General features: G+C 64.2%; 18 protein-coding genes. 11 read left to right on the top strand and 7 right to left on the bottom strand.

Annotated elements, in window-relative coordinates:
* The first annotated feature begins 151 nt into the window (after positions 1-151).
* Positions 152-916 carry an SDR family oxidoreductase gene (locus ASF16_RS12065; protein WP_056167176.1) on the top strand — a complete coding sequence of 255 codons (765 nt, stop codon included), beginning with the start codon at positions 152-154 and terminating at the stop codon, positions 914-916.
* A 34-nt stretch (positions 917-950) separates the two neighbouring features.
* Here the strand turns inward: ASF16_RS12065 and ASF16_RS12060 are convergent, their stop codons facing one another.
* A complete protein-coding gene (locus ASF16_RS12060; protein WP_156372055.1) occupies positions 951-2687 on the bottom strand; it encodes a hypothetical protein in 1737 nt (578 codons plus the stop codon).
* Between the two features lie 244 nt (positions 2688-2931).
* Here ASF16_RS12060 and ASF16_RS12055 point away from each other — a divergent pair, with 244 nt between their 5' ends.
* Positions 2932-3420, top strand: a complete 489-nt coding sequence (locus tag ASF16_RS12055) for a hemerythrin domain-containing protein (protein WP_056167169.1) — start codon at positions 2932-2934, stop codon at positions 3418-3420.
* Positions 3421-3537: 117 nt separating this feature from the next.
* Here ASF16_RS12055 and ASF16_RS12050 read toward each other — a convergent pair whose 3' ends face one another.
* The 3 genes from ASF16_RS12050 to ASF16_RS12040 all read right to left on the bottom strand — a co-directional run bounded on the left by ASF16_RS12050 (position 3538) and on the right by ASF16_RS12040 (position 8691).
* The gene (locus ASF16_RS12050; protein WP_056167166.1) at positions 3538-5463 is read right to left on the bottom strand and encodes a diguanylate cyclase; all 1926 of its coding nucleotides are present in this window, start codon (positions 5461-5463) and stop codon (positions 3538-3540) included.
* 289 nt (positions 5464-5752) lie between these two features.
* Positions 5753-8029: a bifunctional diguanylate cyclase/phosphodiesterase gene (locus ASF16_RS12045; protein WP_235507349.1), complete on the bottom strand. Its 2277-nt coding sequence runs from the start codon at positions 8027-8029 to the stop codon at positions 5753-5755.
* 425 nt (positions 8030-8454) lie between these two features.
* Entirely contained in the window at positions 8455-8691 is a 237-nt protein-coding gene (locus ASF16_RS12040) for a hypothetical protein (protein ID WP_056167161.1), read from the bottom strand.
* A gap of 399 nt (positions 8692-9090) precedes the next feature.
* Between ASF16_RS12040 and ASF16_RS12035 the strand changes: the two genes are divergently transcribed.
* The 4 genes from ASF16_RS12035 (at position 9091) to ASF16_RS12020 (ending at position 13765) form a co-directional block, all read left to right on the top strand.
* Complete coding sequence (locus ASF16_RS12035; RefSeq protein ID WP_056167159.1) at positions 9091-9573, top strand: hypothetical protein; 483 nt, start codon at positions 9091-9093, stop codon at positions 9571-9573.
* Positions 9574-9767: 194 nt separating this feature from the next.
* On the top strand, positions 9768-10754 hold the full coding sequence (locus ASF16_RS12030) for a class I SAM-dependent methyltransferase (protein WP_082516892.1): 987 nt from the start codon (positions 9768-9770) through the stop codon (positions 10752-10754).
* Positions 10751-12085 carry a phosphoribosylamine--glycine ligase gene (locus ASF16_RS12025; RefSeq protein WP_056167153.1) on the top strand — a complete coding sequence of 445 codons (1335 nt, stop codon included), beginning with the start codon at positions 10751-10753 and terminating at the stop codon, positions 12083-12085. Before ASF16_RS12030 ends, ASF16_RS12025 begins: the two co-directional genes overlap by 4 nt.
* 138 nt (positions 12086-12223) lie before the next feature.
* The gene (locus ASF16_RS12020) at positions 12224-13765 is read left to right on the top strand and encodes an iron-containing redox enzyme family protein (protein WP_200926894.1); all 1542 of its coding nucleotides are present in this window, start codon (positions 12224-12226) and stop codon (positions 13763-13765) included.
* Between the two features lie 70 nt (positions 13766-13835).
* Here the strand turns inward: ASF16_RS12020 and ASF16_RS26145 are convergent, their stop codons facing one another.
* On the bottom strand, positions 13836-14246 hold the full coding sequence (locus ASF16_RS26145; protein WP_162241072.1) for a hypothetical protein: 411 nt from the start codon (positions 14244-14246) through the stop codon (positions 13836-13838).
* A 10-nt stretch (positions 14247-14256) separates the two neighbouring features.
* Between ASF16_RS26145 and ASF16_RS12010 the strand changes: the two genes are divergently transcribed.
* The 3 genes from ASF16_RS12010 to ASF16_RS12000 all read left to right on the top strand — a co-directional run bounded on the left by ASF16_RS12010 (position 14257) and on the right by ASF16_RS12000 (position 19532).
* Entirely contained in the window at positions 14257-15930 is a 1674-nt protein-coding gene (locus tag ASF16_RS12010; RefSeq protein ID WP_369817142.1) for an ATP-dependent DNA helicase RecQ, read from the top strand.
* 401 nt (positions 15931-16331) lie between these two features.
* The gene (locus ASF16_RS12005; protein ID WP_056167148.1) at positions 16332-17849 is read left to right on the top strand and encodes an ATPase domain-containing protein; all 1518 of its coding nucleotides are present in this window, start codon (positions 16332-16334) and stop codon (positions 17847-17849) included.
* 12 nt (positions 17850-17861) lie between these two features.
* Positions 17862-19532 carry a response regulator gene (locus tag ASF16_RS12000; protein ID WP_056167145.1) on the top strand — a complete coding sequence of 557 codons (1671 nt, stop codon included), beginning with the start codon at positions 17862-17864 and terminating at the stop codon, positions 19530-19532.
* 78 nt (positions 19533-19610) lie between these two features.
* On the opposite strand, the gene ASF16_RS11995 is transcribed toward ASF16_RS12000, so the two are convergent.
* The gene (locus ASF16_RS11995) at positions 19611-19985 is read right to left on the bottom strand and encodes a hypothetical protein (protein ID WP_056167142.1); all 375 of its coding nucleotides are present in this window, start codon (positions 19983-19985) and stop codon (positions 19611-19613) included.
* A gap of 139 nt (positions 19986-20124) precedes the next feature.
* Here ASF16_RS11995 and ASF16_RS11990 point away from each other — a divergent pair, with 139 nt between their 5' ends.
* Together ASF16_RS11990 and ASF16_RS27030 are read left to right on the top strand one after the other, a co-directional pair.
* Positions 20125-21018 carry a Ku protein gene (locus ASF16_RS11990; protein ID WP_056167139.1) on the top strand — a complete coding sequence of 298 codons (894 nt, stop codon included), beginning with the start codon at positions 20125-20127 and terminating at the stop codon, positions 21016-21018.
* Between the two features lie 217 nt (positions 21019-21235).
* A complete protein-coding gene (locus ASF16_RS27030; protein WP_304439415.1) occupies positions 21236-22885 on the top strand; it encodes a methyl-accepting chemotaxis protein in 1650 nt (549 codons plus the stop codon).
* Positions 22886-22993: 108 nt separating this feature from the next.
* Here ASF16_RS27030 and ASF16_RS11980 read toward each other — a convergent pair whose 3' ends face one another.
* On the bottom strand, positions 22994-25390 hold the full coding sequence (locus ASF16_RS11980; protein WP_056167136.1) for a catalase: 2397 nt from the start codon (positions 25388-25390) through the stop codon (positions 22994-22996).
* Positions 25391-25477 lie beyond the last annotated feature (87 nt).

Below are 25477 nucleotides of genomic sequence, written 5' to 3'. Positions count from 1 at the left end.
TGCCGCGCGTCGTCAACGAGGCGCAAGGGCCGGGCCGGCATGCGCAGCCGCTCGTGCAAGGCCTCGATCCCGCACAATGGCGGGCCATCAACAGCCGCCCTGCCCTCCGCAATCCGGGAGCTGCCGGGCAGATCCATCAAGGAGCATCCCCATGAGAGAGCAGAGAGTCGCCGTGGTCACCGGAGCAGGTTCCGGCGTCGGCAAAGCCGTCGCGCTGGCCCTGGCCTGTGATGGGTACAGCGTGGTGCTTGCAGGGCGGCGCAGCGCACTTCTGGATGAAGTGGTGGCACAGGCCCATGCGCAATCCGGCGCGGGCGACCGCATGCTGAGCGTGCCCACCGACGTCGCGGACGCTGCGGCGGTCGAACGGCTCTTCGCTCAGGCGGTGTCCAGATTCGGCCGCGTGGACTTGCTGTTCAACAACGCGGGCCGCGGCAACCCGCCGGGGTCTTTTCTGGACTGGACGCCCCAGCAGTGGCGCGATGTGGTGGACGTGAATCTGAACGGTATGTTCTATTGCCTGCAGCAGGCTTTCCGGGTGATGCGCGACCAGTCTCCGCAGGGAGGCAGGGTCATCAACAACGGGTCGATCTCGGCCCACACGCCGCGTCCCAACTCTGCAGCCTACACATCGACCAAACACGCCGTCATGGGCCTGACCAAGACCGCATCGCTGGACGGGCGCCAGTACAACATCGCGGTGGGGCAAATCGACATCGGCAACGCCATGACGGACCTGGCGTCGCGCATGGCCAAAGGCGTTCCGCAGGCCAACGGCGAGATCGCGGTCGAGCCCCTGATAGACGTCAACATCGTCGCCCAATCGGTGCTGTATATGGCCAACCTGCCGCTGGAAGCCAACGTGCTGTTCCACACGGTGATGGCGACTAAGATGCCTTTCGTCGGCCGCGGCTGAACTGCCGCGCAGCGGCAGCACTCGCCGGGCCTCCTCAGGCGCCCGGGGCCTGCAGCACCAGGGTGTGCAAGGCGTCGAGCCTGTCCTGCCGCTCGCGCTCCGACGCTTCCTGGTCACGCTGCTGGCGCTTCAGCTCCTTGATGAGCGGCAGCAGGTCCTTGTGGCTCGACTGCTGGCCTGGCGTGGTCTGGGTATCCACGATCTGGTTGTTCTCGACCTTGATCATGTGCAACGATTGCGATGCCTGGTGCGACAGCGTGGCCAGCACGGGCTCGCCTTCGTCATAGGCCAGGCGCATTTCGGTGGTGCTGCTGTCTTCCACCGTGTTGTAAAGATAGTTTTGCGATGCGGAGGTGGAGTCGAACTTGGGCGCTGCCGACGTCAGCAGCGACTGGTGGTAAGCGGCCGAAAGCTTCGAGGTCTGCGTCTGCGTGACTGCCCGGCTGCCTCGGTTGCTGCCCGTGATGTCCGTGGACTGGTTCAGCGTGTACTGAAAGCTGTCCCGCTCCTGCGTGCGCCTTGGGTTGGTGGCCCGGGTGGTGGCTGCGATGCTCGCGCTGAAATCTGCCAGGCCCGTCATGAGGCTCTGGTCTTCCGCATCGAACGCAGCCCCATCGATGCGCAGCGGGATACTGCCAGGCTTCATGCCCAGGCCGTTGCCGTCACCGCCTTGCTGCGCGTAGCTCGCGTGCATGGCAGAAAAGGTGGACTTGAACATGTCCACCAAGGCCGGGTTGGCCCGGCCACGTTCCGCGGCCTGGTCGATGCGTGCGAGGTACTGCGACACCGCCTTGTCCTTCTGGGCTGCGCTGCCCCACTGTGCGGGCTGCCGCAGGTCGGTGCTCATCTTCACGACGCCTTCCCGGGTCTTGATGTCGACCTCGCGGCGGCTGGCATCCAGCCGCAGGTCGGCGCCCAGTTGCAGCACCCGTTTGCCCTCATCGTCCCGGCCATAGTGCTCGAACTTCAGATCGACCCGCGCGAGCACCTTGCTGTCGAACTTGAGCAGCTCTTCCAGATCGAGCCGCGGCTCGTCGCCTGCCAGGCCCTGCACGGCCTTGTCGAACCCCGCGGCCAGGGCCTTCAAGGCATCGCGCTCCTGCGCCGTGAGTTCTCCCTCGACCTCGATCGCCACCGAGATCCCCGAACCGGTGACGCTGTACTCGCGCTGGTCCGTGATGGACAAGCGCACCTTGGCGCCCGACTGGGTCTGGATGGTGAGCTCCGCACTGGCACTGGGTCGGCTTTTGAAGGCCCACAGGGCGTCAGAGGCCTTGCGCTGAATCTGATCGGGCGAGTAGGCCGCGCCGACGTTCACGATGGTCTGGCGGTAGCTTGCGCCGGTGGTGCCTACCTGCTCGAGCAATGCGGCCCCCAGCCCCGCCAGCCGGCCTTGCTCCGTCGTTCCGCTGGCATTGCGGCCCATGACCTGGGCCAGCGCGTCGTCGGGCCGTTGCTCCCACACCTGCATCTGCCCGCCGCGGGTCTGCACGCTCAGCAGCGCTTCATACGTCGCCTGGGCCGTCTCCAGGCTGCCTGGCATCTGCGTGACGTGCAGGAATCGGAGATCGGTCCTTGCCGCAGAGTTGGCGGCAAAGGCGGGCACGAAGCTGCTGGGTGTGTAGACGGTGACGGCGGGTGATGCGGCCGCTGCCAAGGGCGCCACTGTGCCGCCGCCCACCGGCTGGGAGGCCCCTGCCGTGTTCAGGGAGACGCCTTGGCCGAGGGCCGGCGAGACAACGGTGGGGGTGGCAAGACCTACAGCACTCATCTTGGATTCTTCTCCTCCGTGTTATCCATGGGATATCGGCAGAAACTGCGAGAACTGAAATCAAATCCATCGGATGGGGCGTGTGGCCTCATCCGATGCCAGCGGTGCAGCGACGCACCGCAAACCCACGCATGCGCCAGGCATGCGTAGCGCTGACGGCATGCGGTGGCGTGCGCCTACAGAGGCGCCCCTGCCATCTCTCGACCATGAGTCTTGCTTTATCAACCCCCACAGGAGTTCTCTCATGCCTACCAGCCAACGCCAGAAAGACGTGTGCGACCTGCTTGATGCCGACCACAAGGCCGTCAAGAAGATGTTCAAAGAGTTTGACTCACTGTCCGAATCCAAGGCCCGCGGCGCCGCACAATCGCGCCTAGATCTCGCCCGCGAGATTTGTATGGAACTGACCGTCCACGCCCAAGTGGAAGAAGAAATTTTCTACCCCGCAGTGCGCAATGCGATCAAGGAAACCGACCTGATCGCGGAAGCCGAGGTGGAGCACCAGACCGCCAAAGACCTGATTGCACAAATCCAGGCTGCCGAGACGGCCGACGAAGAGTTCAACGCCAAGGTCAAGGTGTTGGGCGAGTACATCGACCACCACGTCAAGGAAGAGCGCAACGAGATGTTCCCCAAGGCCCGTGCAGCCAAAAAGCTGGACCTCGTCGCGATGCGCGATGTGGTCGAGGCCCGCAAGCAGGAACTCATGGACGAGCAGGCTGCCGTGGCCTGACGCCACGCGGCCGTACAGGCCGCACCGGCCGCGCTGGTCACCACTGGCGCCCCGCATGACCAACAGCCCGCCCCGTGCGGGCTGTTGTGTTTGGATACTCCCGCCGTCGGGTGCAATTCAGGCGGCTTCGCGCACCGCCACACACACTTCACCGCGGCCCTGGGACTTGGCCTGGTAGCAGGCCGCGTCGGCTGCAGCGATCCATTCATCCACCGACGCGGTTCCCTGGAGCAGGCTGGCCACGCCCATGCTCGCCCCCACCACAAATGTCTGCCGGCCCCGGGTCAGCCGGATGGCTGCCACCGCCGCCCGGACCGCCTGCGCGATCTCCACGGCCGACTCCGGCGGGCAATGCTCCAGCAGCAGGGCGAACTCATCACCACCGATGCGGGCCACCAAGTCGCTGCCGCGCACCGACGCAGAGATCGCCTGGGCCACGGCATGGAGCATGGCATCGCCCGCAGCATGCCCCCCTTCATCGTTGACCGGCTTGAAATGGTCGAGGTCCATGAAAACGATGGCGGCCGGAATGGAGTGCGGTGAGCGGTCTATCAACGATCTGGCGCGTTGCTCGAACTCCCTCCGGTTGGCCAGCCCCGTCAGCGGGTCGTGGCCTGCAGACCACTCCAGTTGGTCGTGCGCAACCTTCTGCTCACTGATGTCTGTAATGGTCCAGATGGTTCCAGCGGCAGCGTCCGCCACGTCTACCGAACTGCTTCGCAGCTGCGCCCAGAAGTGGGAGCCATCGGAGCGCAGCAGCTTCCAGTCCCCCACATAGGTCCGGCCCCTGGCGAAGGCCTCCAGCACCCGCGGGCGAATGCTCGCAAAGTCTTCGGGCGAGGCAAAGATCTGGCTGGGGTGGGAGCTGCGCAAAGTCGATTCGCTGTGTCCCAGGAGCCTGCAGAACTCGGTACTCACCAGCTCGACCCGCTCGTTGCGCACAAAGGCGATGCCGGTGGGCGACGCAGCCAGTACCGACACCAGGCGGCTCAGCAAGTCCTTGTTAGCAGCCTCCAGCTTGTCGCGGCTGATGCTGACCTCCTTCAGCACGTTGCCCAACCGCCCGATCTCGCCCACGGCCTCGGGCCAGCCCTGGTCGGCAGGCACATCGGCGCCAAATAGCTGCTGCGCCCGCCGCTCGAGCAGCCGCAGGGGGTGCAAAAGCCAGGACAGCAATGCGAATGTGAGCAGGGACACCACGACGATGAGCCCCGTTGCCCAGGCCAGTGCCTCCTTGCGTGCTGCGTTCAGCGGCGCCAGCAGCTCGCTTTGCGGGCGAAAGCGCCAGACCATCCAATCGGCCCCCGGCACGCCCGCTGCGCTCACGACATCGCCCGCCTGCTGCAGCTGCAGTCCCGCTGGCTCCACCGGGCTGCCCTGGCTCAGCCATACGCGGTAGGCATCCGCCAGCCTGGGTTCGTCTGTGAGAGAACGCGTGAGAAGCTGCACGTCGGGATGCGCCAGCACGCTGCCTTTGGCATCGGTGACGACGGTGAGCGCCTCCCCGTCCAGGTCCCGCGCCTCCACCAGGTGGGACAGGAGACGCCGCTCCGACAGGTTGAGCGCGCCTGCCAGTACTGCATGCAGACGGCTGGCGTCGTACAGGGGCTGCGTCAGCACCACCACGGGCAGCCCGGACACCCGGCTGGGCACGGGGTCTGAAACGATGGGCCGCCGCTCTGCCAACGTGCGCTGAAAGTACGGGCGGTCGGCAATGGACAGCTCCAGCCTTTGCACCCCCTTGTCATCCAGGTAGAAGACCACTTGCCCACCAGGCCGGGCGATGAAGATGTTCGAGAACAGGCTGCGAAACACAGGTTTGCCCTCGAAAAACTCGCTGAGTGCAGCGTCGCTCGCCAGCGCCGCCGCAGGAAGCTGCGCCGCGACGATGCCCAGAGCCTTCTGCAGATCGACCACGTTGCGCGACAGCAGGTTGGCGGTGCGAATGACCTCGGCCAACTCACGCTGCCGCTGGTCGTCCAGCGTGTCGTGTCCTGCACGCTGAACCAGCACGAAGGCGATCAAGCCGATACCTGCAGCCAAGACGGCGATCGTGCCCAGCGTGACCCTTGCGCGCAAAGAACTGAGCCATCCGGGAAAGAGACCAAATCCCATGAAGCCACCACCCATGCATGTGAAGACGGAACTGCTGGGCGGATTCCACGAACCCCAGCAGGAGCGAGGTACCTGGCCGTCCACTGTCATCGAGTGTGACGACAAATGAGGCCGCGTATGTCAGTCGACTTCCGCAATGCGGCCGCAGGGCCTGCGCCGCCCTGCACGCCCCTGCACCTGTGCGCACCCGTTCGGCCCGGCAACCCGGTGGTGTGCCCTATGCCAGTCTGGCCATCGATGGTGCGGATTGCAGACCGAACGCCTCGGAGAACTCGTAGGCCGACACCGGGCGGCTGAACAGATAACCCTGCCCTTCCTCGCACGCAACGCTCTTCAGATAGTCGCGCTGCGCCTCGGTCTCTATGCCTTCAGCCACCGTTTCAAGACCGAAGCCGCGCGCCATGTGCAGGATGGCGCGAACCACGGCCCGGTCACGCTCGGAGTCGGGTGCATTCTGGACAAACGACCGGTCGATTTTCAAGCGGCTCAGCGGATACTTCTTGAGCAGGCTGAGCGACGCGTAGCCGGTGCCGAAGTCGTCAAACGCGATGCCGACACCCATGTCCCGGAGCTTTTGCAACACGCCGAGCACGAGATCGTCCTCGTCCAGCACGATGTTTTCCGTGATCTCAAGCTCCAGGGCGTCTGGTGGCAGACCGTGCCTCTGGAGCGTGGCCGCCACTTCCCGCACCATGTCGTTCGCCCTGAACTGGGCACCGAACAGGTTCACACCCATGCGAAATGGGGTCGCGCCATTGCGGCGCCACAGCGCTGCCTGCGCACACGCTTCGTCCAGCACCCAGAAGCCCACCATCGCGGCGAGCGGACCGGTCTCGAGCGCGGGCAAAAAGGCCGCGGGCGATAGCAAGCCCCGCTGCGGATGCTGCCAGCGAATCAGCGCCTCGGCGCCGCGCAGCGAACCATCGCTCAGCTTGATCTGCGGCTGGTAGAACAACACGAATTCGCCTTCGCTGACGGCGCGGTGCAGTTCGATGCTGTACAGCCTGCGCGCCGCAGCCTCCATGCGCAGGTCGGCCAAATAGGCAAAGACCTGACCGCGCCCGAAGCTCTTGGCTTTGAACAGCGCCAGGTCTGCGTTGCTGAACAGCTCCAATGCCTCGTGCGCATCCTGAGGGGCCGTTGCCAAACCGCAGCACACGGTGATGTGGATGTCTTGCCCGTTCACGGTGATGGGGTCTGCCAGACTGTCGACAATCCTCCGGGCCACCGCCATCGACTCTGCATGGCTGGGGGCGGCCGGAATGAGCACCGCGAACTCGTCGCCGCCGGTGCGCGCCACCGTGGACAGCGAAGACGCAGACTCGACCAGCCTGCGTGCTGCCTCGCGCAGCACCGCGTCACCTACCGCAGGCCCGAGGGTATCGTTCACCTCCTTGAACCCGTCGATGTCGATGATCAGCAAGGCCGCCCCGGCGGCTTCGGTCACCGCCTCTTCCATCCGTCGATACAAGGTTGCGCGGTTGACCAGCGCGGTGAGCAGGTCGGTGGTGGCCAGCCTTCGCAGCTCTGCCGACTGTGCGTGGCGGTCCGAGAGATCCTGCAGGTGCGCGTGGAAGGTCAGCTTGCCCTGGTCGATCCAGCAAAAAAGAGCGACGCCCAGTGGGAACTCGGAGCCATCCTTGCGCAGGCCCTCCAAGCCCTCGGGCACCACCAATCCATCCGCAGTACCGGCCACTGCCGCCTTGGCCACGAGCTGCGCCACGGCGTCGCGGTGGTCATCCGCCAGAAAGCTCAAGACCATGCGCCCGGGGCCATCGGCCGGCACGTACCCGAAAATGGCGGCTGCGGCCTTGTTCCAGGCCATGACACGCAGGCTCTCGTCGAACCAGACCACCGCCGTGGGCGATGCGCGTGCGCCGTCGTCGAAGGGCCGCTTGGCCCGCTCCGTGGAGTGCTCCAGCCTGCGCAACTCAAGGCGGTCGCAGGCCATCTGCGCAAGGTCCGAGAGGCGAGCGCGGTCGTCGTCGGAGAAGTCGAAGTGGGGAACGCTGTCGAGTACGCACAGCGCGCCGAGCGGCAGCCCGCCGGGAGAATACAGCGGCACACCCGCATAGAAGCGCACGCCGGAAAACCCGGTGACCAGCGGGTTGTCATAAAAACGCGCATCGCGCGTGGCGTCCGGCACCACCATGACTTCGTTCTTGGCGATGGCATGCGCGCAAAACGACACGTCTCGCCGCATGTCCACCCGCTGGCCTTCAAAGCCCGTGCTGGCTGCAAAGAACACGTGGTCGTCGCCCACCAGGTTGACCGCTGCGACCGGCATGCCAAACACCTTGGCGGCTATCTGCACGACCGAGTCAAGGCTCGGCAGGGGGCGGTCACCGTGAAGTCCGTAGTCGGAAAGCGCCTGAAGGCGCTCAGCCTCTGACTCAAGAGCGGGGGGGCACTTCACTACCAAGTCCTCCAAATTAGATGCTGCCCTGCTTGCTCGGCAAAACTGACTGAAAAGCCCTGCAGGATCGACGCTCAAAATGTCGCCAAATCCATGCGGGCTTGCAAGTTTTCATTGGCATAACGTGACTGAGACGGTGCCGAATGCGCGTGTGGATGCCGTCCGGAGCCGTCTGAACGTTACATGTCGCTGCATTCGCACCGAAACCCTGTAGGACAAATTCCCGCAAACGTTTGCAACCGGACAGAAGGAGTTGATCCTGGTGCGTGCCAGTCGCGCAAAGATCAGCATCCACGTCACGCGCTGTAGAGCCCCACAACGCAAAAAAGCCCGCAACGTGCGGGCTTTTTTGGCTCGGTACTAACAGCAGTGTTTTGACAGTGCTTATGGATGGGCTCGGTGGCATGACTTGAGAACAGAGCCACCCTTGGAGTGACTGCAAGCGCAATGTGCAGTGGATTCCATGGTGGTGACACCAATGGTTTACGACCACCGTGACAACGCTACCGCTTCTTGTCGTCCACCTCGCCCAGCACCTGTTGACCTGCGCGTGAAGAAGGCTTCGGGTCGGGCCGCTGCTCGATCGCGCCCACCCGATGCCCGGATGCGGTGACCTTGTCCATGGGGCCCACCACAGGTTGTTCGCCGCCTGGGCGGTTGGAATAGGTGTCTACCACCGTCGCATCGGCATCTTTCATGCCGTATTGGTTGTAGTCGGGTGGCTGCTTTTTGTCGGTCATGACTTTCTCCTGATTGCTGTGAAACGCCGAAAAGAACACTTTGGGCGAAGCGTTGACAACCCAGTGTGGAAAGCAGCGACAACCCGTGGTGTGGGGCGGTGGGCGCGACTTGTGTAGGAGCGCACCGGCGCCGCACGCTGCGCCCGTACCGCAGGGTTTGCGCAGTCAGCCGGTGGAACACGACAACCATGCTTGTCCATCAACATGGTGGACGTTCTGACTGGCTATCGTTACCAGCGCCGGTACCCACTTTGCGTGGGAAGCGCTATGGGACCGGGCTAGCGAGCCTGACTGTCAGACGTATAGGCCCGTTCCTACAAACCCGTGGACCCATGCCGCCCACCATGGTTCTACAGAGCGAACCCATGGCTTGGCGCTCATCGCATTCTTAGGGCAACCATGAACACATCTCTCCCCAACCAATGGGGATCGAATCTCCAAAGGGCTCAAACGCACCAGCCGAACTGGGACAGCTACGTCGTTACCAAGGTCAAGCACGTGCGTGCCGCAATGCTCTCGGGCATCGACACCTTCAACGCCGAAGGATTCACGATTCCGATGGCCACCGGCTTCATCGAGCTGTCCGGCATGCGTGCGGGAGCATTCCGCACATTTTTGAAGATCGGCTTTGCAGAGTCCCACCGGACAGCGCTGCCGTCCTTCGAGCTGGTCGACAACTCCGCCATCGGGACCCTCATCCTTCCGGCGCACTGCTTCGGCTCTGCGCTGCAGCTGGCCAACAGCCCCACGGCGCACTTTCGGATTGGAGGAGACGGCAGGCACAACGCGATGGCGACCGATGTCGCGCTGCTCAGTGCTGCGTTGACGCAAACGAGTGATGTGCCGGAAGGGATCGAGATCGGCTTTGCCAATACCCGTTGAGGCGGGATGTCCGCAGACCGGCGCTGCCGTTTGGGCCAAGCACAGGGGTTAAGCGCCACGCGCCATCGACCGATGGCTCTGACGCCCCACTGAACTGTGCTGATTACCGCGGACCCATTTGCCCTGCCGACTGAGGCATAGCGTGTCAGTCCACTACCAGCGTCTAAAGCTCCATAAGCCTGCCAACACACACCATGCCAGCTCCGACGCCCCCTGCATCCCCGACACCTCAGCCGCAATGGGTTGACCCCGCTGCCTTGGTGGACGTGGGCCGCTGGTTGCAGTCTCAGCGCTATCAATTCATTACGCCTACGCCCGCCACACATGCCCTGGTGCTGGGCCGCCGCACCGATGCCACAGCATCCGATCTGCGGGACATCTTCGGGTGGAACCTGCCGTTTGCCGAAAGCTTGTTACCCACAGAGTGGATGGCCAAGCTGCAGCGTAGCGGGCTGGTGCAGGCATGGGGCGCCGGTCTTCAGCGCGCCACGGTCCGGTTCTCCACGTTTGGCTCCCTCCTCTTTCCCCACTCTTCGTTTCCCACGACCCAGAACGAGTCCGTGTTCTTCGGCCCGGACACGTATCGGTTCGCCGGACTGATCCGCCGCCAACTGAGCCTGCGCCCGCTGCAGGGCAGGTCGCGCGTGTTGGACATGGGCTGCGGCTCTGGCGCAGGCGGACTGGTGGCAGCCATCCACGACCGCACCGTCAGTCCGCAACTGGTGCTGGCGGACATCAGCCCTTTGGCTTTGCGCTTTGCACAAGCCAGTGCGGAACTGGCGAACGTTCCCCATGTGGGCTTCAGCCAGGGCGACCTGTTCAACAGCGTGGCCGGAGATTTCGATCTGGTCGTGGCCAACCCGCCGTATCTGAACGACGGCGCTCAGCGGCTGTACCGCCACGGCGGCGGGCGGTGGGGCGAGGCGCTGTCGATCCGAATCCTGCGCGAGGGTTATCCACGCCTGGCGCCTGGCGGTCGCCTGGTGCTGTACACGGGCTCTTCGATCTCACAGGGGGGGGACCACCTGCTGCAGGCGGCCGAGGCAGAGCTCGCTGCATACCCCTGCAGGTGGAGCTACGAGGAGATCGACCCGGACGTGTTCGGCGACGAGTTGCAAAACCCGGCGTATGCCGACATAGACCGTATCGCTGCCGTCGGCCTGGTGGTGCAAAAGCCATGAGATTCCTGGGCATTGGCGACACCAATGACCTGGCGGCCATGTACCACGGCCTCGCCCAAAGGGGACACGACGTGCGCGTATTCGTGCGGGACCCTGATTACAGCGACGTGTTCGCAGGCATGCTGGACTTCACGTCCGACTGGCAGAAAGAACTGGGCTGGCTGCGGGAAGCGGGGGACGACGGCATAGCGCTTTTTGAATCCGCCAGCGACGGCGCCACGCAGGATGCACTGCGCCGTGATGGGTTCCATGTCGTCGGCGGCAGCGCGTTCGGTGACCGGCTGGAGGCCGACCGCGCGTTCGGACAGTCTGCGCTGCGCTCCATCGGCCTGCGCACCGCCGCCAGCCATCCATTTGCCGACTATGAGGCGGCCAGTACCTTCGTCAGGAACCACCCTGCGCGCTACGTCCTCAAGCTCAATGGCGCCGACGCCCTGCGCACGCGCAACTTCGTGGGGTCGACCCCGGATGGCGTTGACGTGCTCGCGCTGCTGGCGCACTACGGTCGGTCGCAAACACCAAAGTCGGCCGAGCAGCCGGGCGGCAGTGCTGGCGATCGAGATGGTTTCATACTGATGGACTACCTTCAGGGTGTGGAGGTGGGCGTCGGCGCGTACTTCGACGGGCAGTCTTTTCTGAGCCCGGCATGCATCGATTTCGAGCACAAGCGGTTCTTCCCTGGCGACCTGGGTGAGCTGACGGGTGAGATGGGAACCATCGTGTCCTACCGCCTGTCGCAGCGCCTGTTCGACACCGTGTTGGCCCCGTTAGCCGACATGCTGCGGGACGGTGGCTATTGCGGATACATCAATGTCAACCTGATTGCGAACGAAGACGGTTTGTGGCCGCTGGAGTTCACCAGCCGCTTCGGCTACCCGGGCTTTGCGATCTGCGAGGCACTGCACGTCGACCCGTGGGAAAGCATTTTCTCCACCATGGTCCACCAAAGCGGGATGCACTTTCGCACCCATCCTGGATTTGCCGCGGGCGTGGTACTGACGGTGCCACCGTTTCCCTACCGCTACGGATATGCCGAGTTGTCCAAGGGCTTGCCGATCCACCTGCGCGACACCTTGTCGCAAGCTGATCGCAGCGCACTGCATTTTGCCGAAGTGGCGCTGCAAGGCGAACAGCTCATCACCAGCGGCGTCACTGGATACCTGGGCGTAGCCACGGGAGTGGGCCCAACGCCGGGCACTGCCAACGCGCAGGCACTGCAGGTGGCGCAGGGCGTGGTGGTGCCCAACCTGCGTTACCGAACGGACGTCGGAGAACGCCTGGAGCACGGCGGCGAGTGGGATTTGCTGCACCGCCTGGGCTGGCTGGAGTGACAGCGGCGCGGCTGTAGGGCCGCATTCATCGCCGTAGGAGAGTGCCCACGCGCGGAAGGCGTCTGGCCCGATGCAGCAGGCGTCGGCGCACGGCGATGCTGAAGATCTCACATTCTTCTGCACTCCTCTGCACACCTCATGTCCGCCATCCTGAAGGAACTTGCCGATCGCCCCGCCCGGCCCATGGCCACGCCGTTGGCGTTGACTCCCAGCCAAGGTCGCGACGAGCACAGCGGCTTCTGCCACCCGTTGTACGAACGGCTGGCCGACGGAATTCCCGCGGCCAAAGACATCCAGGAAGCGGCCGACTTTCTCGCCCAGGCCATCGACCGCGCAGGCACCCAGGTCGATGACCTTCCTGCCGATCCAGCGGACCTCACCACCTGGATGACCACCAACGTGGAGCGGGTGCACGCCCAGTACCAGTCCTACCTGCAGTCGCGCAAGGACGGAGCAGCCCGTCGCTACTTCAGCAATCGGGCGCATGCACTGTACTTTCTGCGGCAGGTGTCGCCCACCAAGTTGGTCGACGGTGCCTGGCTCTACGGCGTGTGCGCCCATACGGGCAACCCACGCCTGTCCAACCTGGTCACCACGTACCTGGAAGAGCTGGGCAATGGTGAGGCGGACAAGAACCATGTGACGCTGTACCGCAACCTGCTGTCGCGCTATGGGCTTGACCCCGTCGACGGCCTGTCCGACGCGCTGTATGAGCAGGGCCTGATCCAGCTAGCGCTGGGCTGGAACGCACAGGATTTTCTGCCCGAGGTGATCGGCTTCAACCTGGCCTATGAGCAACTGCCACTGCACCTGCTGATCACATCCTACGAGCTCAACGAACTGGGCATCGACCCGTACTACTTCACGCTGCACGTTACTGTGGACAATGCCGACACGGGACACGCCCGGCGCGCCTGCCAGGCAGCGCTGGAAGCCGCGCCGCGCATCAACGATGGCGGCGAATACTGGCAGCGCGTGCGCGCCGGTGCCAAGCTCGGCAATCTGGGGGTGAGCACCATGGATGTGATCCAGGGCTTCGACATCGAGGCGGAGGTGGTTCGCATCCTTGCGCACAAATCCCCCGCCGGGCACGGCGCACACTCCGACTTCTGCAAGGTGGAGGGCCGCAGCGTGAACGAGTGGCTGTCCACGCCGGATGCCATGGCGGACTTTCTCACCGCGCTGGAACGCGCGGGATGGATCAAGAAGAACAGGCCTGTCGACGAGAGCCGGTTCTGGAAGCTGCTGCAGGGCGAGCGCGCGGAGATGTTCGGCGTTTTCTCGGGCTACGAACTGCAGATCATCCACGACTGGATTCGCGGTACGGCCAGCGCAGACGGCGCATCGTTTGACACCGCGCCAGCCCCAGAAACCACCGGGACTGGTGGCGCCACGGCCACCACACCCCGCAGGCTGATGAGCTTTCGGGTCGCCGAGCGGCTACGCCAGGCCCAGCGCGGCACACCCAGGCACACCGAAGCCTCGCTGGACGCGGACCTTGCCATCTTTCGCGAGCGCTATCCCTTGCTGGAGGGCGACGAACAGCGCCAGTTGCTGGTCCAGGCCCTATCGCCCGCGCTGCATTGGACGCCTGCCGGGCTGGAGGCCACGCGGGAGCTGGTGCGCACCCTTCATGGATCGCCTACGGTGGTGCAACGCGCCGCCTCGCGCGCGAGCTGAACCGAGCTGAGTTCATCTGCTCAGGCCTGACCGCATAGTTTGAAAATTTATCGATGGGAGAAGTGATGACTCAATCCTCTAAACCCGACGGCGTGCCGCATTCTTCAGCGAGCAACCGATCTGCCACCAAGCGATCCATCGCCATCGCCGGTGTGGTCATCGCATTCTTGATGGTGGCAATCTGGGTGCCCTGGTAACTCGTGCCAAAAAAACCGATCGGCTGAACGCGACCGGCATGGGCCGGCTCACGCATCGCATATGACATTGTTACGGAGCATTTGGCGCAGTTCAGCGGAGTCAGTCTCCCAAATTTGGCTCCACCTTCATCGTCGCCACGCTTCATAACTGCCGCGCTTCGCTGCGCACATTCCCATCGAATACCGCCGATGACCACCACATCTCGCACTTCTTTGTCCCGCACATCTGCTTCTTCCGTTCCGTCCGCCAAGCCCGAGCGGTTTGCGGCGGTTCCGAACGCCATTCAAAAAACGTTGAAGAAGGTATTCGGCTTCCAGCGCCTTAGGCCCGGCCAATGGGACGTGGTGCAGCGTGTGCTGGATGGCGCCAACACACTGGCCGTCATGCCCACGGGCGCAGGAAAGTCGCTGTGCTACCAGTTGCCTGCCGTACTGCTGCCTGGCATCACCGTGGTGGTATCTCCGCTGGTCGCGCTGATGAAGGACCAATGCGACATGCTGAAAGCGCTGGACTTGGCCGCGGTGCAGATCAACAGTGCCATCTCCAGCGAGGAGCTGAACGCTGCGCGAGCAGCCATCGACAACGGCAGCGCGCGCATCGTGCTGACCACCCCCGAGCAGATCGCAGACCCTGCACTCACCGCCGCTCTGGCAAGGCACACGGTCAGCCTGCTGGTGATAGATGAAGCGCATTGCGTTTCGCAGTGGGGCCACGACTTCAGGCCTGCGTTCCTGGAGATCGCGCCGGCAGTCAAAGCGCTTGGGCGCCCCGCAGTGCTGGCCCTGACGGCCACCGCCAAGCCCGAGGTCATGAAGGAGATCGTGACCCAGTTCGGCATCGCATCCCAGAACGTGGTGCAAGCGGGTGCGTACCGGCCCAACCTTCAGCTCGCCGTCGAGCAGTTGTCACGCGCTGCCGACAGGCTGCCCCGTGCGCTGGAGTTCGTTGCCGGCAGCCAAGGCACCGGCATCGTCTACACCTCGACCGTGAAAAGCGCCGAAGAACTCCACGACAAGCTGGCCGCGGCCGGCGAGAGCGTGGCGCTGTACCACGGCAAATTGCCCGCTGCCCGGCGCACCCAGGCGCAAGATGCATTCATGGCCGGCGACGTGCGTGTGATGGTGGCCACCAACGCGTTCGGCCTGGGCATCGACAAGCCTGACATCCGATTCGTGCTGCACTACCAGATGCCTGCCAGCGTGGACACTTACTACCAGGAGGCTGGCCGCGCCGGACGCGATGGACAGGATTCGCAGTGCACCCTGCTCTACGTACGGCAGGACCGGTCGTTGCAGCAGTTTTTCATGTCGGGCCGCTACCCCACGCTGGACGACCTGCAGGCGGTGCATGCCGTGCTGCACCAGACAGCGCCGGACGGCGGCTGGACGTCTGACGTCATCGTGGACGCAGTGTCGCGGCCCCGTGCAAAGACATTGGTGGGATTGAGCCTGCTGCGCAGCCACAAGGCTGTGCGGCGTGACCGCTCAGGCCGCTTCACCGTGGCGCAGGAGTTGAGCGGTGACGCGTTGGAGCAATTGCTGTCCGGCTACCGGCGCAGGCGCGAGCAGGACGGCGAGACGCTGGAAGCCATGGTGGCCTATGCGCAAGGGGGACGGTGCCGCTGGCACGCCGTACTGTCGGCACTGGGGGAGACCCCGCCGTTTGACGGGTGCGGCCGGTGCGACAACTGCCTGCGCATGGCAGCACTCCAACACCTTGCACCCGCGGTGGCCATGCCGGAACGCCCGATCGAGGTGCGCGCGCCAGCGAGTATCCAGCCCCGTTTTGCCAGTGGCCAGACCGTGCGCGCACGGCGGTACGGAGCGGGCCAGGTGGTCGAAGCCAGCACGCATTCGGTGACGGTGGAGTTCGCGAACGGCGCGCGGCGCACGTTTTTGCCCGAGTTTGTGCGTGTCGCCAAATCGGCGCCATCATCGGCGGTGGCCGCGGTGGCGGTGGCAGCTTAGCCACACCAGCAGAGGCCGGTAGCAGGAACACACCGCCCGGTCCCGGTAGCCCTACGACAGCTACCCATTCTTGATCCCAACGCGTCAGGGCGTGTTGGGCTGCAGGGCGCTGCTTGTAGGAGCCGCCGCCCTTGAGCTTTCGATCTAGGCTGACCCCTCAACTTCCACTAGCATTCGACAATGGTTGAGCATCGACAGCTCAACGTGTCCCCCCACCTTCCAAGTTGCGCTGAAGCGCACGAAGAAGAAAAATGGCAGGCGGGCCGTTAAAGTCTTGTGCTGTGATCCTCTGCGGCGAGCGTTGCCAGTCTTCCATCGGCTGGTCCACAGCCCTGGGGTCACCGTTAGCTGCGCAATATCGCGCGTTGCCAGTGGCCGCCACGCCGTCGAAAGGACAAGGTTTGTCAAACAGTTCAAGAGCCCCGTCTTCGTCCGAAGACCTGTCACCTACAGGCATTGCAGGGCTGGACAACGTCCTGAATGGCGGGCTTCCAGCGCGGCATCTGTACCTTATCGAGGGGAGCCCCGGCACCGGTAAAACAACGTTGGCGCTCCAGTTTTTGATGTCGGGCAGGGACAAAGGTGAGCGCGGGCTCTACGTGACGTTGTCGGAAACCTCCGAAGAATTGGCCCAGGTGGCCCAGTCGCACGGCTGGGCGCTCGACGGCATCGAGGTCTATGACCTGGTCAGCGACGAGGGCCTGAGCGAAGACGCCGAGCAGACGATCCTGCATCCCTCGGAATTCGAACTGGGCGAAACCACGCGCGATGTGATGCGGCTGGTCGGCGAACTCAAGCCCCACCGGGTGGTGTTCGACAGCTTGTCCGAGTTGCGGCTGCTTGCGCAAAGCGCGCTGCGGTATCGGCGCCAGATACTGGCGCTCAAGCGCTTTTTTGCCCAAATGGGCTGCACGGTGCTCATGCTGGACGACAAGTCCGTGGGTGAAGGCGACCAGCAACTGCACAGCATCGCCCACGGCGTTGTCCATCTGAACCAGAGCGCCAACACCTATGGCTCCGACAAGCGGCGTCTGCGCGTGGTCAAACTGCGCGGCGTGAAATTTCGCAGCGGTGACCACGACTTCGACCTGGACCGGGGTGGGCTGGTGGTCTTTCCGCGGTTGGTGGCGGGCGAACACTCCAGTACATTCGACAACAAGACCCTGTCGACCGGCACCGCCGAACTGGACGAGCTGCTGGGCGGCGGGTTGTCGCCCGGCAGCAATCTGCTGCTCGCAGGCCCGGCCGGCGTGGGCAAGACGACCACCGCCACCAGCTGCGCCGTGGCGAACATGCGGGCCGGCGGCAAGGTGGCCTACTACCTGTTCGACGAAGGCCTGAACACGCTGCGGCTGCGCTCACAGGCGCTGGGGCTCGATATCGATCCGTTCATCGCGTCCGGCCACCTCACGATTCGTTCGTTCGATCCCGCGGAAGTCTCGCCTGGCCAGTTTGCCCACGCCGTGCGAAATGCGGTGGAGAACGACGGCGTCAACATGGTAGTGATCGACAGCTTGAACTCGTACATGCAAGCCATGCCCGGCGGCCAGTACCTGCAACTGCAGATGCACGAGTTGCTGGCCTACCTGAACCTGAAGGGCGTGGTCACGCTGATCATCCTGTCGCTGCACGGTGTGGTGGGCGAGGTGCGCACCGATGTGGACCTGAGCTACCTGAGCGATGCCATGGTGCAGTACCGCTTCTTCGAAGCCCGCGGCAATCTGCTCAAGGCGCTTTCGGTGGTGAAAAGTCGCACGATGGAACACGAGACGACCATCCGTGAGTTCCGCCTGGGACCGGATGGCGTTGAAATTGGAGAACCGCTCGCCGATTTCCACGGAATACTCGCCGGCTCCGTGCAGTACGTGGGCAAGCATGCCCTGCTGGGCGACTCGGACATCGCCGTGTCGGCCCGATAACCAAGGAATTGCATGGAAGGCCGCGTGCTAATTCTTGCGCCGCATGGCCGCGACGCACAGGTGATCGAGTCGGTGCTGCGCCGTGACGGTATGGAGTGCCTGGTGTGCGGAGACGGCGCTGCGCTGATGTCGGAGCTGCAGGCCGGCGCCGCCACGGTGGTATTGACTGAAGAGGTGCTGGCCGGCGGTCTGGACGAGTCGCTGCGTGACTACCTGGAGCACCAGCCGGCGTGGTCGGACTTTCCGTTCGTGGTGCTGGCCATGCGCCAGGCCGTCCGGCGTTCGGAGCGCGCCATGGTGTCGTTGCAGGAACTCGGTAACCTGGTGATCCTGGAGCGGCCGGTCAACCCCCAGACCCTGATGAGTGCGGCGCGCTCAGCCTTTCGGGCCCGCGCACGGCAGTATGCGTCGCGGCGGCACCTGACCGATATCGAATCGGCCAAGCAGACGGTAGAGCAGCTCAACGCAGACCTTGAAAGCCGCATTGCCGAGCGTACGAGTGACCTCGCAGGCGCCAACGACCGGCTCATGCGAGAAATCGGCGACCGGGAACGCATCCAGTCCAAGGTCGTGCAAAGCCAGAAGCTGGAGGCGATAGGCCGGCTGACGGGCGGCATAGCGCACGACTTCAACAACCTGCTGCATGCCGTCAGCATGAACCTGCAGTTCATCATGCGGCTGGCCGAAGACAAGCGGCTGTCGGACTACGCACGGCGCGCCAAGGAGTCGGTGGACCGAGGGGCGCGGCTGACCGCGCAGCTCCTGTCATTTTCACGCGCGCAAAGCCTGTTGCCGCGCCTGCATGAAGTCAACACGATGGTCGGCAACCTGCGCGAGCTGATCGAGGTGTCGGTAGGCTCCAAGGTGCAGGTGCATGTGGACCTTTGCGCCGATGAGGCGTGGGCGTTGCTCGACGGGGCGCAGCTTGAAATGGCGCTGCTCAACATGGCCGTGAACTCACGCGACGCCATGCCCGATGGCGGGCACCTGACCATCCGCACCAGGCTGCTCGAAGGTGCGGACGGCAAACGGCGGGTGCAGATCAGCGTGCAGGACACGGGCTGCGGAATCCCCGAAGCCATTCAGTCCAAAGTGTTCGACCCGTTTTTCACCACCAAGGCGGATGGTGAAGGCACGGGCCTGGGGTTGAGCCAGGTCTATGGCTTTGCCAGTCAGTCTGGCGGCAGCGCCGAGATCCACAGCCGCGAGGGCGAGGGGACCACCGTGACGCTGCAGTTCGCGCGTGCCACACCGGCCGCCGAGAGCGCACCTGCGGCCCCGTCCCAAAACAACGGGGCCACGACCTCCAGCAAACGCACCGAGGTCCTGGTGGTGGAAGACGACGAGGCGGTCCGGCGCGGCATTACCGAAGGGCTGCGCTTGTTGAACTACAGCGTGCGCGAGGCCAGTGACGGCGAAAGCGGCCTGCGGGAACTGCGCCGCCGCATGCCCGACCTTCTGATGGCGGACTACCTGATGCCCGGCATGAACGGCGCCGAGTTCATCGCTGCGGCACGGCAGATTTACCCCGAGATCCCCGTGCTGATGGCAACGGGGTATGCGGACATGGCCGAGGTGGAAAGGCTGGTAGGGGTGCAGTCGGTGCTGAAGAAGCCGTTTGACCTGGAGACCCTGAATGCTGCCGTGGGTAGCGAGCTGGCACGGTGCCGCGTTCAGGCTTGACCCGGTCAGACTCACCGAAACTCACCAAAACTCACGGATCACCCTTCCATCGCGCTGTAGACCTTGCAGCGCGACCGGTCAGACCGCCGGACCGAACCCGAAGGGCGATGGTTTGCCGGGCGTTTTTTGCTCTGCCTCTGCCGCTCCCGACGGCTCCCGCTCAGTGGCTGCGCGCTTGGCAGCTGAAGGCGCATGCGCCGCACGCGCAGCGCGAAAAGCATGGGAAGCGTGAGGCGCCGTGGAACTGCGCGGCCCGATGTCCAGGTCCTCGACCATGGCCTCCAATGCCACCAAACCGCCAGCCATGGCGTCTTTGTAGGTACCCGCGGCGGATGCGGACCTCTGGATTTCTCCCCAGGCTGTGCGGCCGTCGCGTTCGCTGAGAACCCATTCGAAGCCGCCGGCCGAATCTTCTTCGACGTGGACAGCGATAAGGCGAAGGTCAGCAGGCATGGCGGTGAGCTTACAAGCGCACCTGCCGCCGTAGACAGTACCAAGGCCTACCAACGGGGTAAGCAAACACCTACGCAGGCCGCATGCACCCCGCGACAAACTTCACGCACGCGGGCTCCCCGTGCAGAGAGATTCAGACATGGCAACTGGAAGTCGCACCCTCTGGAAAGGCGCCATCACCTTCGGCCTCGTTCACATTCCCGTCGGGCTGCACACCGCCGCCAGCGAGCAAGGGGTGGATTTCGACTGGCTGGACAAGCGCTCCATGGACCCCGTGGGCTACAAGCGCATCAACAAGCGCACCGGCAAGGAAATCGACAAGGACAACATCGTCAAGGGCGTCGAGTATGAGGACGGCAAGTACGTCATCATCAGCCCCGAAGAGATAGCGGCCGTGTTCCCCAAGACCACGCAGACCATCGAGATCCAGCGGTTCATCGATGCGAACGAGATGCCGTTCATCTTCCTCGAACGGCCCTACTACGTCGCGCCGATCAACAAGAGCGACAAGGTCTATGCACTGCTGCGCGAGACCTTGCTGGCCACCGGGAAGATCGGCCTGGCCAAGGTGGTCATCGCCACCAAGCAGCACTTGGCCGCGCTGGTGCCCTCAGGGCCCGCCCTGGTGTTGAACCTGCTGCGCTGGGGCGACGAGGTGAAAACGCTGGACTCCCTGGAGTTGCCCGCGGCCGGCAAAAGCAGCGTGAGCGCGGCCGAACTCAAGATGGCCAAGCAGCTGGTGGCAGAGATGTCCGGCGAGTGGAACCCGGAAGACTTCAAGGACGAGTTTCGCCTGCAGGTGATGAAGCTGGTGGAGAAGAAAGCCAAGGCTGGCGAAGGCAAGACCGTGCTGGAGCCGGAGGAAGAATCTCCGCGGACTGGAGAGGTCATCGACCTTACCGCGCTGCTGCAGCGCAGCCTGAAGGGCGGTGGCAAGTCCGCCAGCAAGCCAGCCGCCAAGACGCCCGCAAAGAAAACGAGCGCCAAAACACCGGCAGCGAAAAAGGCTGCGCCGCAACGGAAGGCGGCATAACAGGCGATCTACCAAAGCCTTCCATCGTCCGCACGCATCGGCCTGCTTGCGGCGTCCTGAGATCCTTCTCCAGCCACCGCACCGCCACCGCGTCTATACGGGGCTTTACGTGCATTTCGGCGCTGAATCGACACCCTGCGGCCCTATAGCCATTTTCTATTGACAAACTGTTACGGAAAAAAGGACCATGACATAGATCAATTTTGGGGGTGTCGACATGGGGTTTCAAAACATGACATTGAGGGCGCGGCTGGGTTTGTCGTTCGGCCTGATGGTGTTGTTGATCGTGGTGCTCTCCGCGGTCGCCATCAAGGACATGAGCAGTGCCAAAGCGCAGTTTCATGACTTTGTGACCGGCGTGAGCGCACGCGCGCACTTGGCGCAGCAGATCCGAACCGCCGTAGACCAACGTGCCGTCGCCGCCCGCAACCTGGTGCTGGCCACCAAGCCGGCGGACCGCGAGGCCGAGAAGCTGGCGGTCTCCAAAGCCCACGAGAACGTGCAAAAGCGCCTGGGCCTGCTTCTGCAGGCGGTAGACAATCCGGGCATCCCTGCCAACGTGAAGGCGTTGGTGGCGGACATGGCAAAAATCGAGCAGTCCTACGGTCCGGTGGCACTGGCCATCGTGGACCTGGCGATGGCGGACAAAAGGGACGAAGCCATTGCCAAAATCAATGACGAGTGCCGGCCACTGCTGGCAGCGTTGGTCGCCAAGACGAACGAATACCAGACGACGACCGACGAGCGCTCCAAGCAGTTGGTGGATGCGTCCGAAGCAGACTTCGAATTCCAGCGCAGGGTGCTCATCGGTCTGGCCCTGCTGGCCACGGTGATCGCGGTGGTCTGCGGGCTGGCCATCACGCGCGGCGTGCTTCGGGCATTGGGCGCGGAGCCCGATGCATTGAGCAGCGCTGCCAGCAAGGTGGCGGGGGGCAACCTGTCGTCCATCGCGGGCGCGAGCGCCGCCCCACACGACAGCGTGCTGGCGTCGCTGAGCGCCATGCAGCAGAACCTGGCCAGCATCGTGAGCAAGGTGCGCGGCGCCACGGACTCCATCTCCACTGGCACCAGCGAAATCGCCATGGGCAACGCCGACCTGAGCCAGCGCACCGAAGAGCAGGCCAGCGCGCTGCAGCAGACCGCAGCCACCATGGAGGAGTTCACGTCCACCATCCGCAACAACGCCGAAAACGCCAAGACGGCCGATCAGCTGGCCATCAGCGCATCCGCAGTGGCCACGCGCGGCGGTGAGGTGGTCTCCAAAGTCGTGGACACGATGAAAGACATCAACAACAGCTCGCGCAAGATCTCGGACATCATCGGCGTGATCGACGGCATTGCCTTTCAGACCAACATCCTGGCGTTGAATGCTGCAGTGGAGGCGGCCCGCGCCGGCGAGCAAGGGCGGGGCTTTGCAGTGGTGGCCACTGAAGTGCGCAACCTGGCGCAACGCAGCGCAAGCGCCGCCAAGGAGATCAAGACGCTGATCAACGACAGCGTGGAAAAGGTGTCGCTGGGAACCGGCCTGGTCGATCAGGCCGGCCAGACCATGGCGGAAGTGGTGGGTGCCATCAAGCGGGTGACGGACATTGTGGGAGAGATCAGTTCGGCCAGCTCCGAGCAGAGCACCGGGATTTCCCAGATCGGCCAGGCAGTGAACCAGATGGACCACGCCACCCAGCAGAATGCAGCGCTGGTGGAGCAAAGCGCCGCCGCAGCCAAGAGCCTGGAGTTGCAGGCTCAGCAACTCACGGAAGCGGTTCGCACTTTCACACTGGAAGATGCGGCCGCACCAGCCTTCGGACATAGTGCTGCCGCGCGCTCGATCTCCGGGGTGCCTCACCGGGCATTGCTCGCTCCGGCCTGAGGGACCACATCCACATCGGCATCCACACCGGGGCTACCCTTCGCCGTGCAAAACATGCACCCGCAGCGCCTCTGGGCTCCAAGCGCTGCGGGTGCGGTACCGCTCTGATTAAACCAACGGCGGGTCGGTCTCGCGCTCAGGATGGCGGTGCTGGGCGATGCCCCGGATGAACAGGTCGAACTCTGCAGGGCCTGCACCGAACACGATGCCTGGGTCGGGGTCGCCAGACAGCAGCGTGGACGGAATCTGTGCCTTGAGCATCAGGGCCGAAGACGCGGGCATGACCAGAATGGTCTTGCAATGGCGGTATTGGTCCTTGAGGAATTCCAGGGTATGGCCATCGCGGGACAAGGCCTGCACACCGGCGTCACCGTCGGGCAACGCCAGGGCGTCGAACAGAAAGCCCGGCTCGTTTTCCAGCGATGCATCGGCGTTGATGGCGACCTTATCGGAAGTCTTCACCGGCCCGATGCGCGGCGCCACGAACCGGCCGACAGCCCCTTGGGCAAACAGCGCGGCTTGCAGGTCCAGCGCAGGCTGCCCCACCACTCCGTCTGCGACGAGGATGGCCACCTTGCGGCCCATCAGGCTGCCGTCGCCGGGCCGTGCAAAAAGCGACAGCGCGTCGGACTTGGCCACTTCGGGCTTGGGCGGCTTGGCCAGTGCGCGGAGCATGGGCTCCGGCAACACGTCCATGCCCAGGCCCTCGGCGACTTGGTTTGCCAAGTCTTCGGACACATTCAGCAGCGACGAGATCATGCGCTCGCGCACCGCCGGCACCGTGACCTTGCTCAACTCGAACCGGAAGGCCGCGGCAATGTGAGCCTGCTCCACAGGGGTCTGGCTCTCCAGGAACAACCGTGCCTGCGTGTAGTGGTCGGCAAACTTCTCGGGCTTGGCCCGCACCTTGCCTTGCGCCTCCTTGGCCTCGATGCGCGCTGGTACCGACACAAACCCCTGGGCAGCACCGGCCTGGAAGGGGCAGCCGCCTGCGAGGGAATTGGGCTCGTAAGAGACCTTTCCGCGGTGGATGGCCTGGCGGTGCATGCCATCGCGCTGGTTGTTGTGCACCGGAGCGATGGGGGAGTTGATGGGCAGCTCATGAAAGTTGGGGCCACCCAGCCGCGAGATCTGCGTGTCCACATACGAGTGGATGCGCCCGGCCAGCAGCGGGTCGTTGGAGAAATCGATGCCCGGCACCACGTGGGCCGCGCAAAAGGCCACCTGCTCCGTTTCGGCAAAGAAGTTGTCCGGGTTGCGGTTCAGGACCATGCGGCCGATGCGGCGCACGGGCACCAGTTCTTCGGGAATGATCTTCGTGGCGTCCAGGATATCGAAGCTGAAACTGTCTGCCTGCTCTTCGGTGAACACCTGCACGCCCAGCTCGTATTCCGGGTAGGCACCTGCCTCGATGCGCTCCCACAGGTCGCGGCGATGGTAGTCAGGGTCGGCGCCGGAGATCTTCACCGCCTCGTCCCACACCAGCGAATGCGTGCCGGCCTTGGGGTTCCAGTGGAACTTCACAAACACCGACTCGCCCGCCGCATTGACGAACCGGAAGCTGTGCACGCCAAAGCCCTGCATGGTGGCGTAGCTGCGAGGAATGGCGCGGTCCGACATCACCCACATCAGCATGTGGGTGGACTCCGGCATCAGCGAGACGAAGTCCCAGAAGGTGTCGTGGGCACTGGCGGCCTGCGGCATCTGGTGGTGAGGCTCGGGCTTCACGGCGTGCACCAGGTCCGGGAACTTCATCGCGTCCTGGATGAAGAACACGGGAATGTTGTTGCCCACCAGGTCCCAGTTGCCCTCGTCGGTATAGAACTTGACAGCGAAGCCACGCACATCGCGCGCCGTGTCCTTGGAGCCGCGCTCGCCTTGCACCGTGGAAAAGCGCACGAACACTGGCGTGATCTTGCCGGCCTCCTTGAACGGGGCGGCCCGCGTGAGCTCGGTCAGGGGCTCGTAGCATTCAAAAAACCCGTGGGCGCCAGAGCCACGGGCATGCACGATGCGCTCGGGAATGCGCTCGTGGTCGAAGTGGGTGATCTTCTCGCGGAGGATGAAGTCCTCCAGCAATGCGGGCCCGCGCTCGCCGTATTTGAGCGAGTTCTGGTTGTCGGCAATGGGCACACCCTGATTGGTCGTGAGAACCTGCCCCGCCGAGTCCACCCGCACCCTGTCCAGGGGTGCAATGGTGGCGTTCACACCTTCGGCAGCTACCGTGCCCGTTTTATCGGTGCTGTTGGCCTCCGACAAGGTGCTCCCCAGCGGCAGGCGGGAAGGTGCCTCCACCGTGGTGCCGGCAGGGGGATTCACGCCGTTCTTGAAGCCGTGCTCGGCCGCCTTGCCCGGGTTGTAGGGCATGGCTGCCGCCATGCCATGGGTCTCGCCAGCCTTGGCGGTGTGCACATCGGAGGGGGCACCGAGTGCGGAGGGGCCGCTGTCGGTGTTTCTGGCTGCGGCAGCTGCCGACGTACCTGCAGCGCGGGTGTCTTTGATCATTGGGGGGCCTTGTTGCGTGATGGGAGGCCCTGGGACGCGCGAGGTGCCGCTCCAAAGCCAATTTCATCTTGTGCACGGCCCCGGCCC

The organism is Acidovorax sp. Leaf78 (genome assembly GCF_001422735.1).
Lineage (GTDB): Bacteria > Pseudomonadota > Gammaproteobacteria > Burkholderiales > Burkholderiaceae_C > Acidovorax.
This window is presented reverse-complemented; position numbering and strand designations above follow the sequence as displayed.

Bases quoted from the DNA above. Each gene is read 5' to 3' on its own strand.
- ASF16_RS27030 (WP_304439415.1), top strand. From the start codon at position 21,236: ATGGGGTTTCAAAACATGACATTGAGGGCGCGGCTGGGTTTGTCGTTC.
- ASF16_RS26145 (WP_162241072.1), bottom strand. From the start codon at position 14,246: ATGGCGTTCGGAACCGCCGCAAACCGCTCGGGCTTGGCGGACGGAACG.
- ASF16_RS12030 (WP_082516892.1), top strand. From the start codon at position 9,768: ATGCCAGCTCCGACGCCCCCTGCATCCCCGACACCTCAGCCGCAATGG.
- ASF16_RS12000 (WP_056167145.1), top strand. From the start codon at position 17,862: ATGGAAGGCCGCGTGCTAATTCTTGCGCCGCATGGCCGCGACGCACAG.
- ASF16_RS12055 (WP_056167169.1), top strand. From the start codon at position 2,932: ATGCCTACCAGCCAACGCCAGAAAGACGTGTGCGACCTGCTTGATGCC.
- ASF16_RS12025 (WP_056167153.1), top strand. From the start codon at position 10,751: ATGAGATTCCTGGGCATTGGCGACACCAATGACCTGGCGGCCATGTAC.
- ASF16_RS12020 (WP_200926894.1), top strand. From the start codon at position 12,224: ATGTCCGCCATCCTGAAGGAACTTGCCGATCGCCCCGCCCGGCCCATG.
- ASF16_RS11980 (WP_056167136.1), bottom strand. From the start codon at position 25,390: ATGATCAAAGACACCCGCGCTGCAGGTACGTCGGCAGCTGCCGCAGCC.
- ASF16_RS12035 (WP_056167159.1), top strand. From the start codon at position 9,091: ATGAACACATCTCTCCCCAACCAATGGGGATCGAATCTCCAAAGGGCT.
- ASF16_RS12065 (WP_056167176.1), top strand. From the start codon at position 152: ATGAGAGAGCAGAGAGTCGCCGTGGTCACCGGAGCAGGTTCCGGCGTC.
- ASF16_RS11990 (WP_056167139.1), top strand. From the start codon at position 20,125: ATGGCAACTGGAAGTCGCACCCTCTGGAAAGGCGCCATCACCTTCGGC.
- ASF16_RS12040 (WP_056167161.1), bottom strand. From the start codon at position 8,691: ATGACCGACAAAAAGCAGCCACCCGACTACAACCAATACGGCATGAAA.
- ASF16_RS12060 (WP_156372055.1), bottom strand. From the start codon at position 2,687: ATGAGTGCTGTAGGTCTTGCCACCCCCACCGTTGTCTCGCCGGCCCTC.
- ASF16_RS11995 (WP_056167142.1), bottom strand. From the start codon at position 19,985: ATGCCTGCTGACCTTCGCCTTATCGCTGTCCACGTCGAAGAAGATTCG.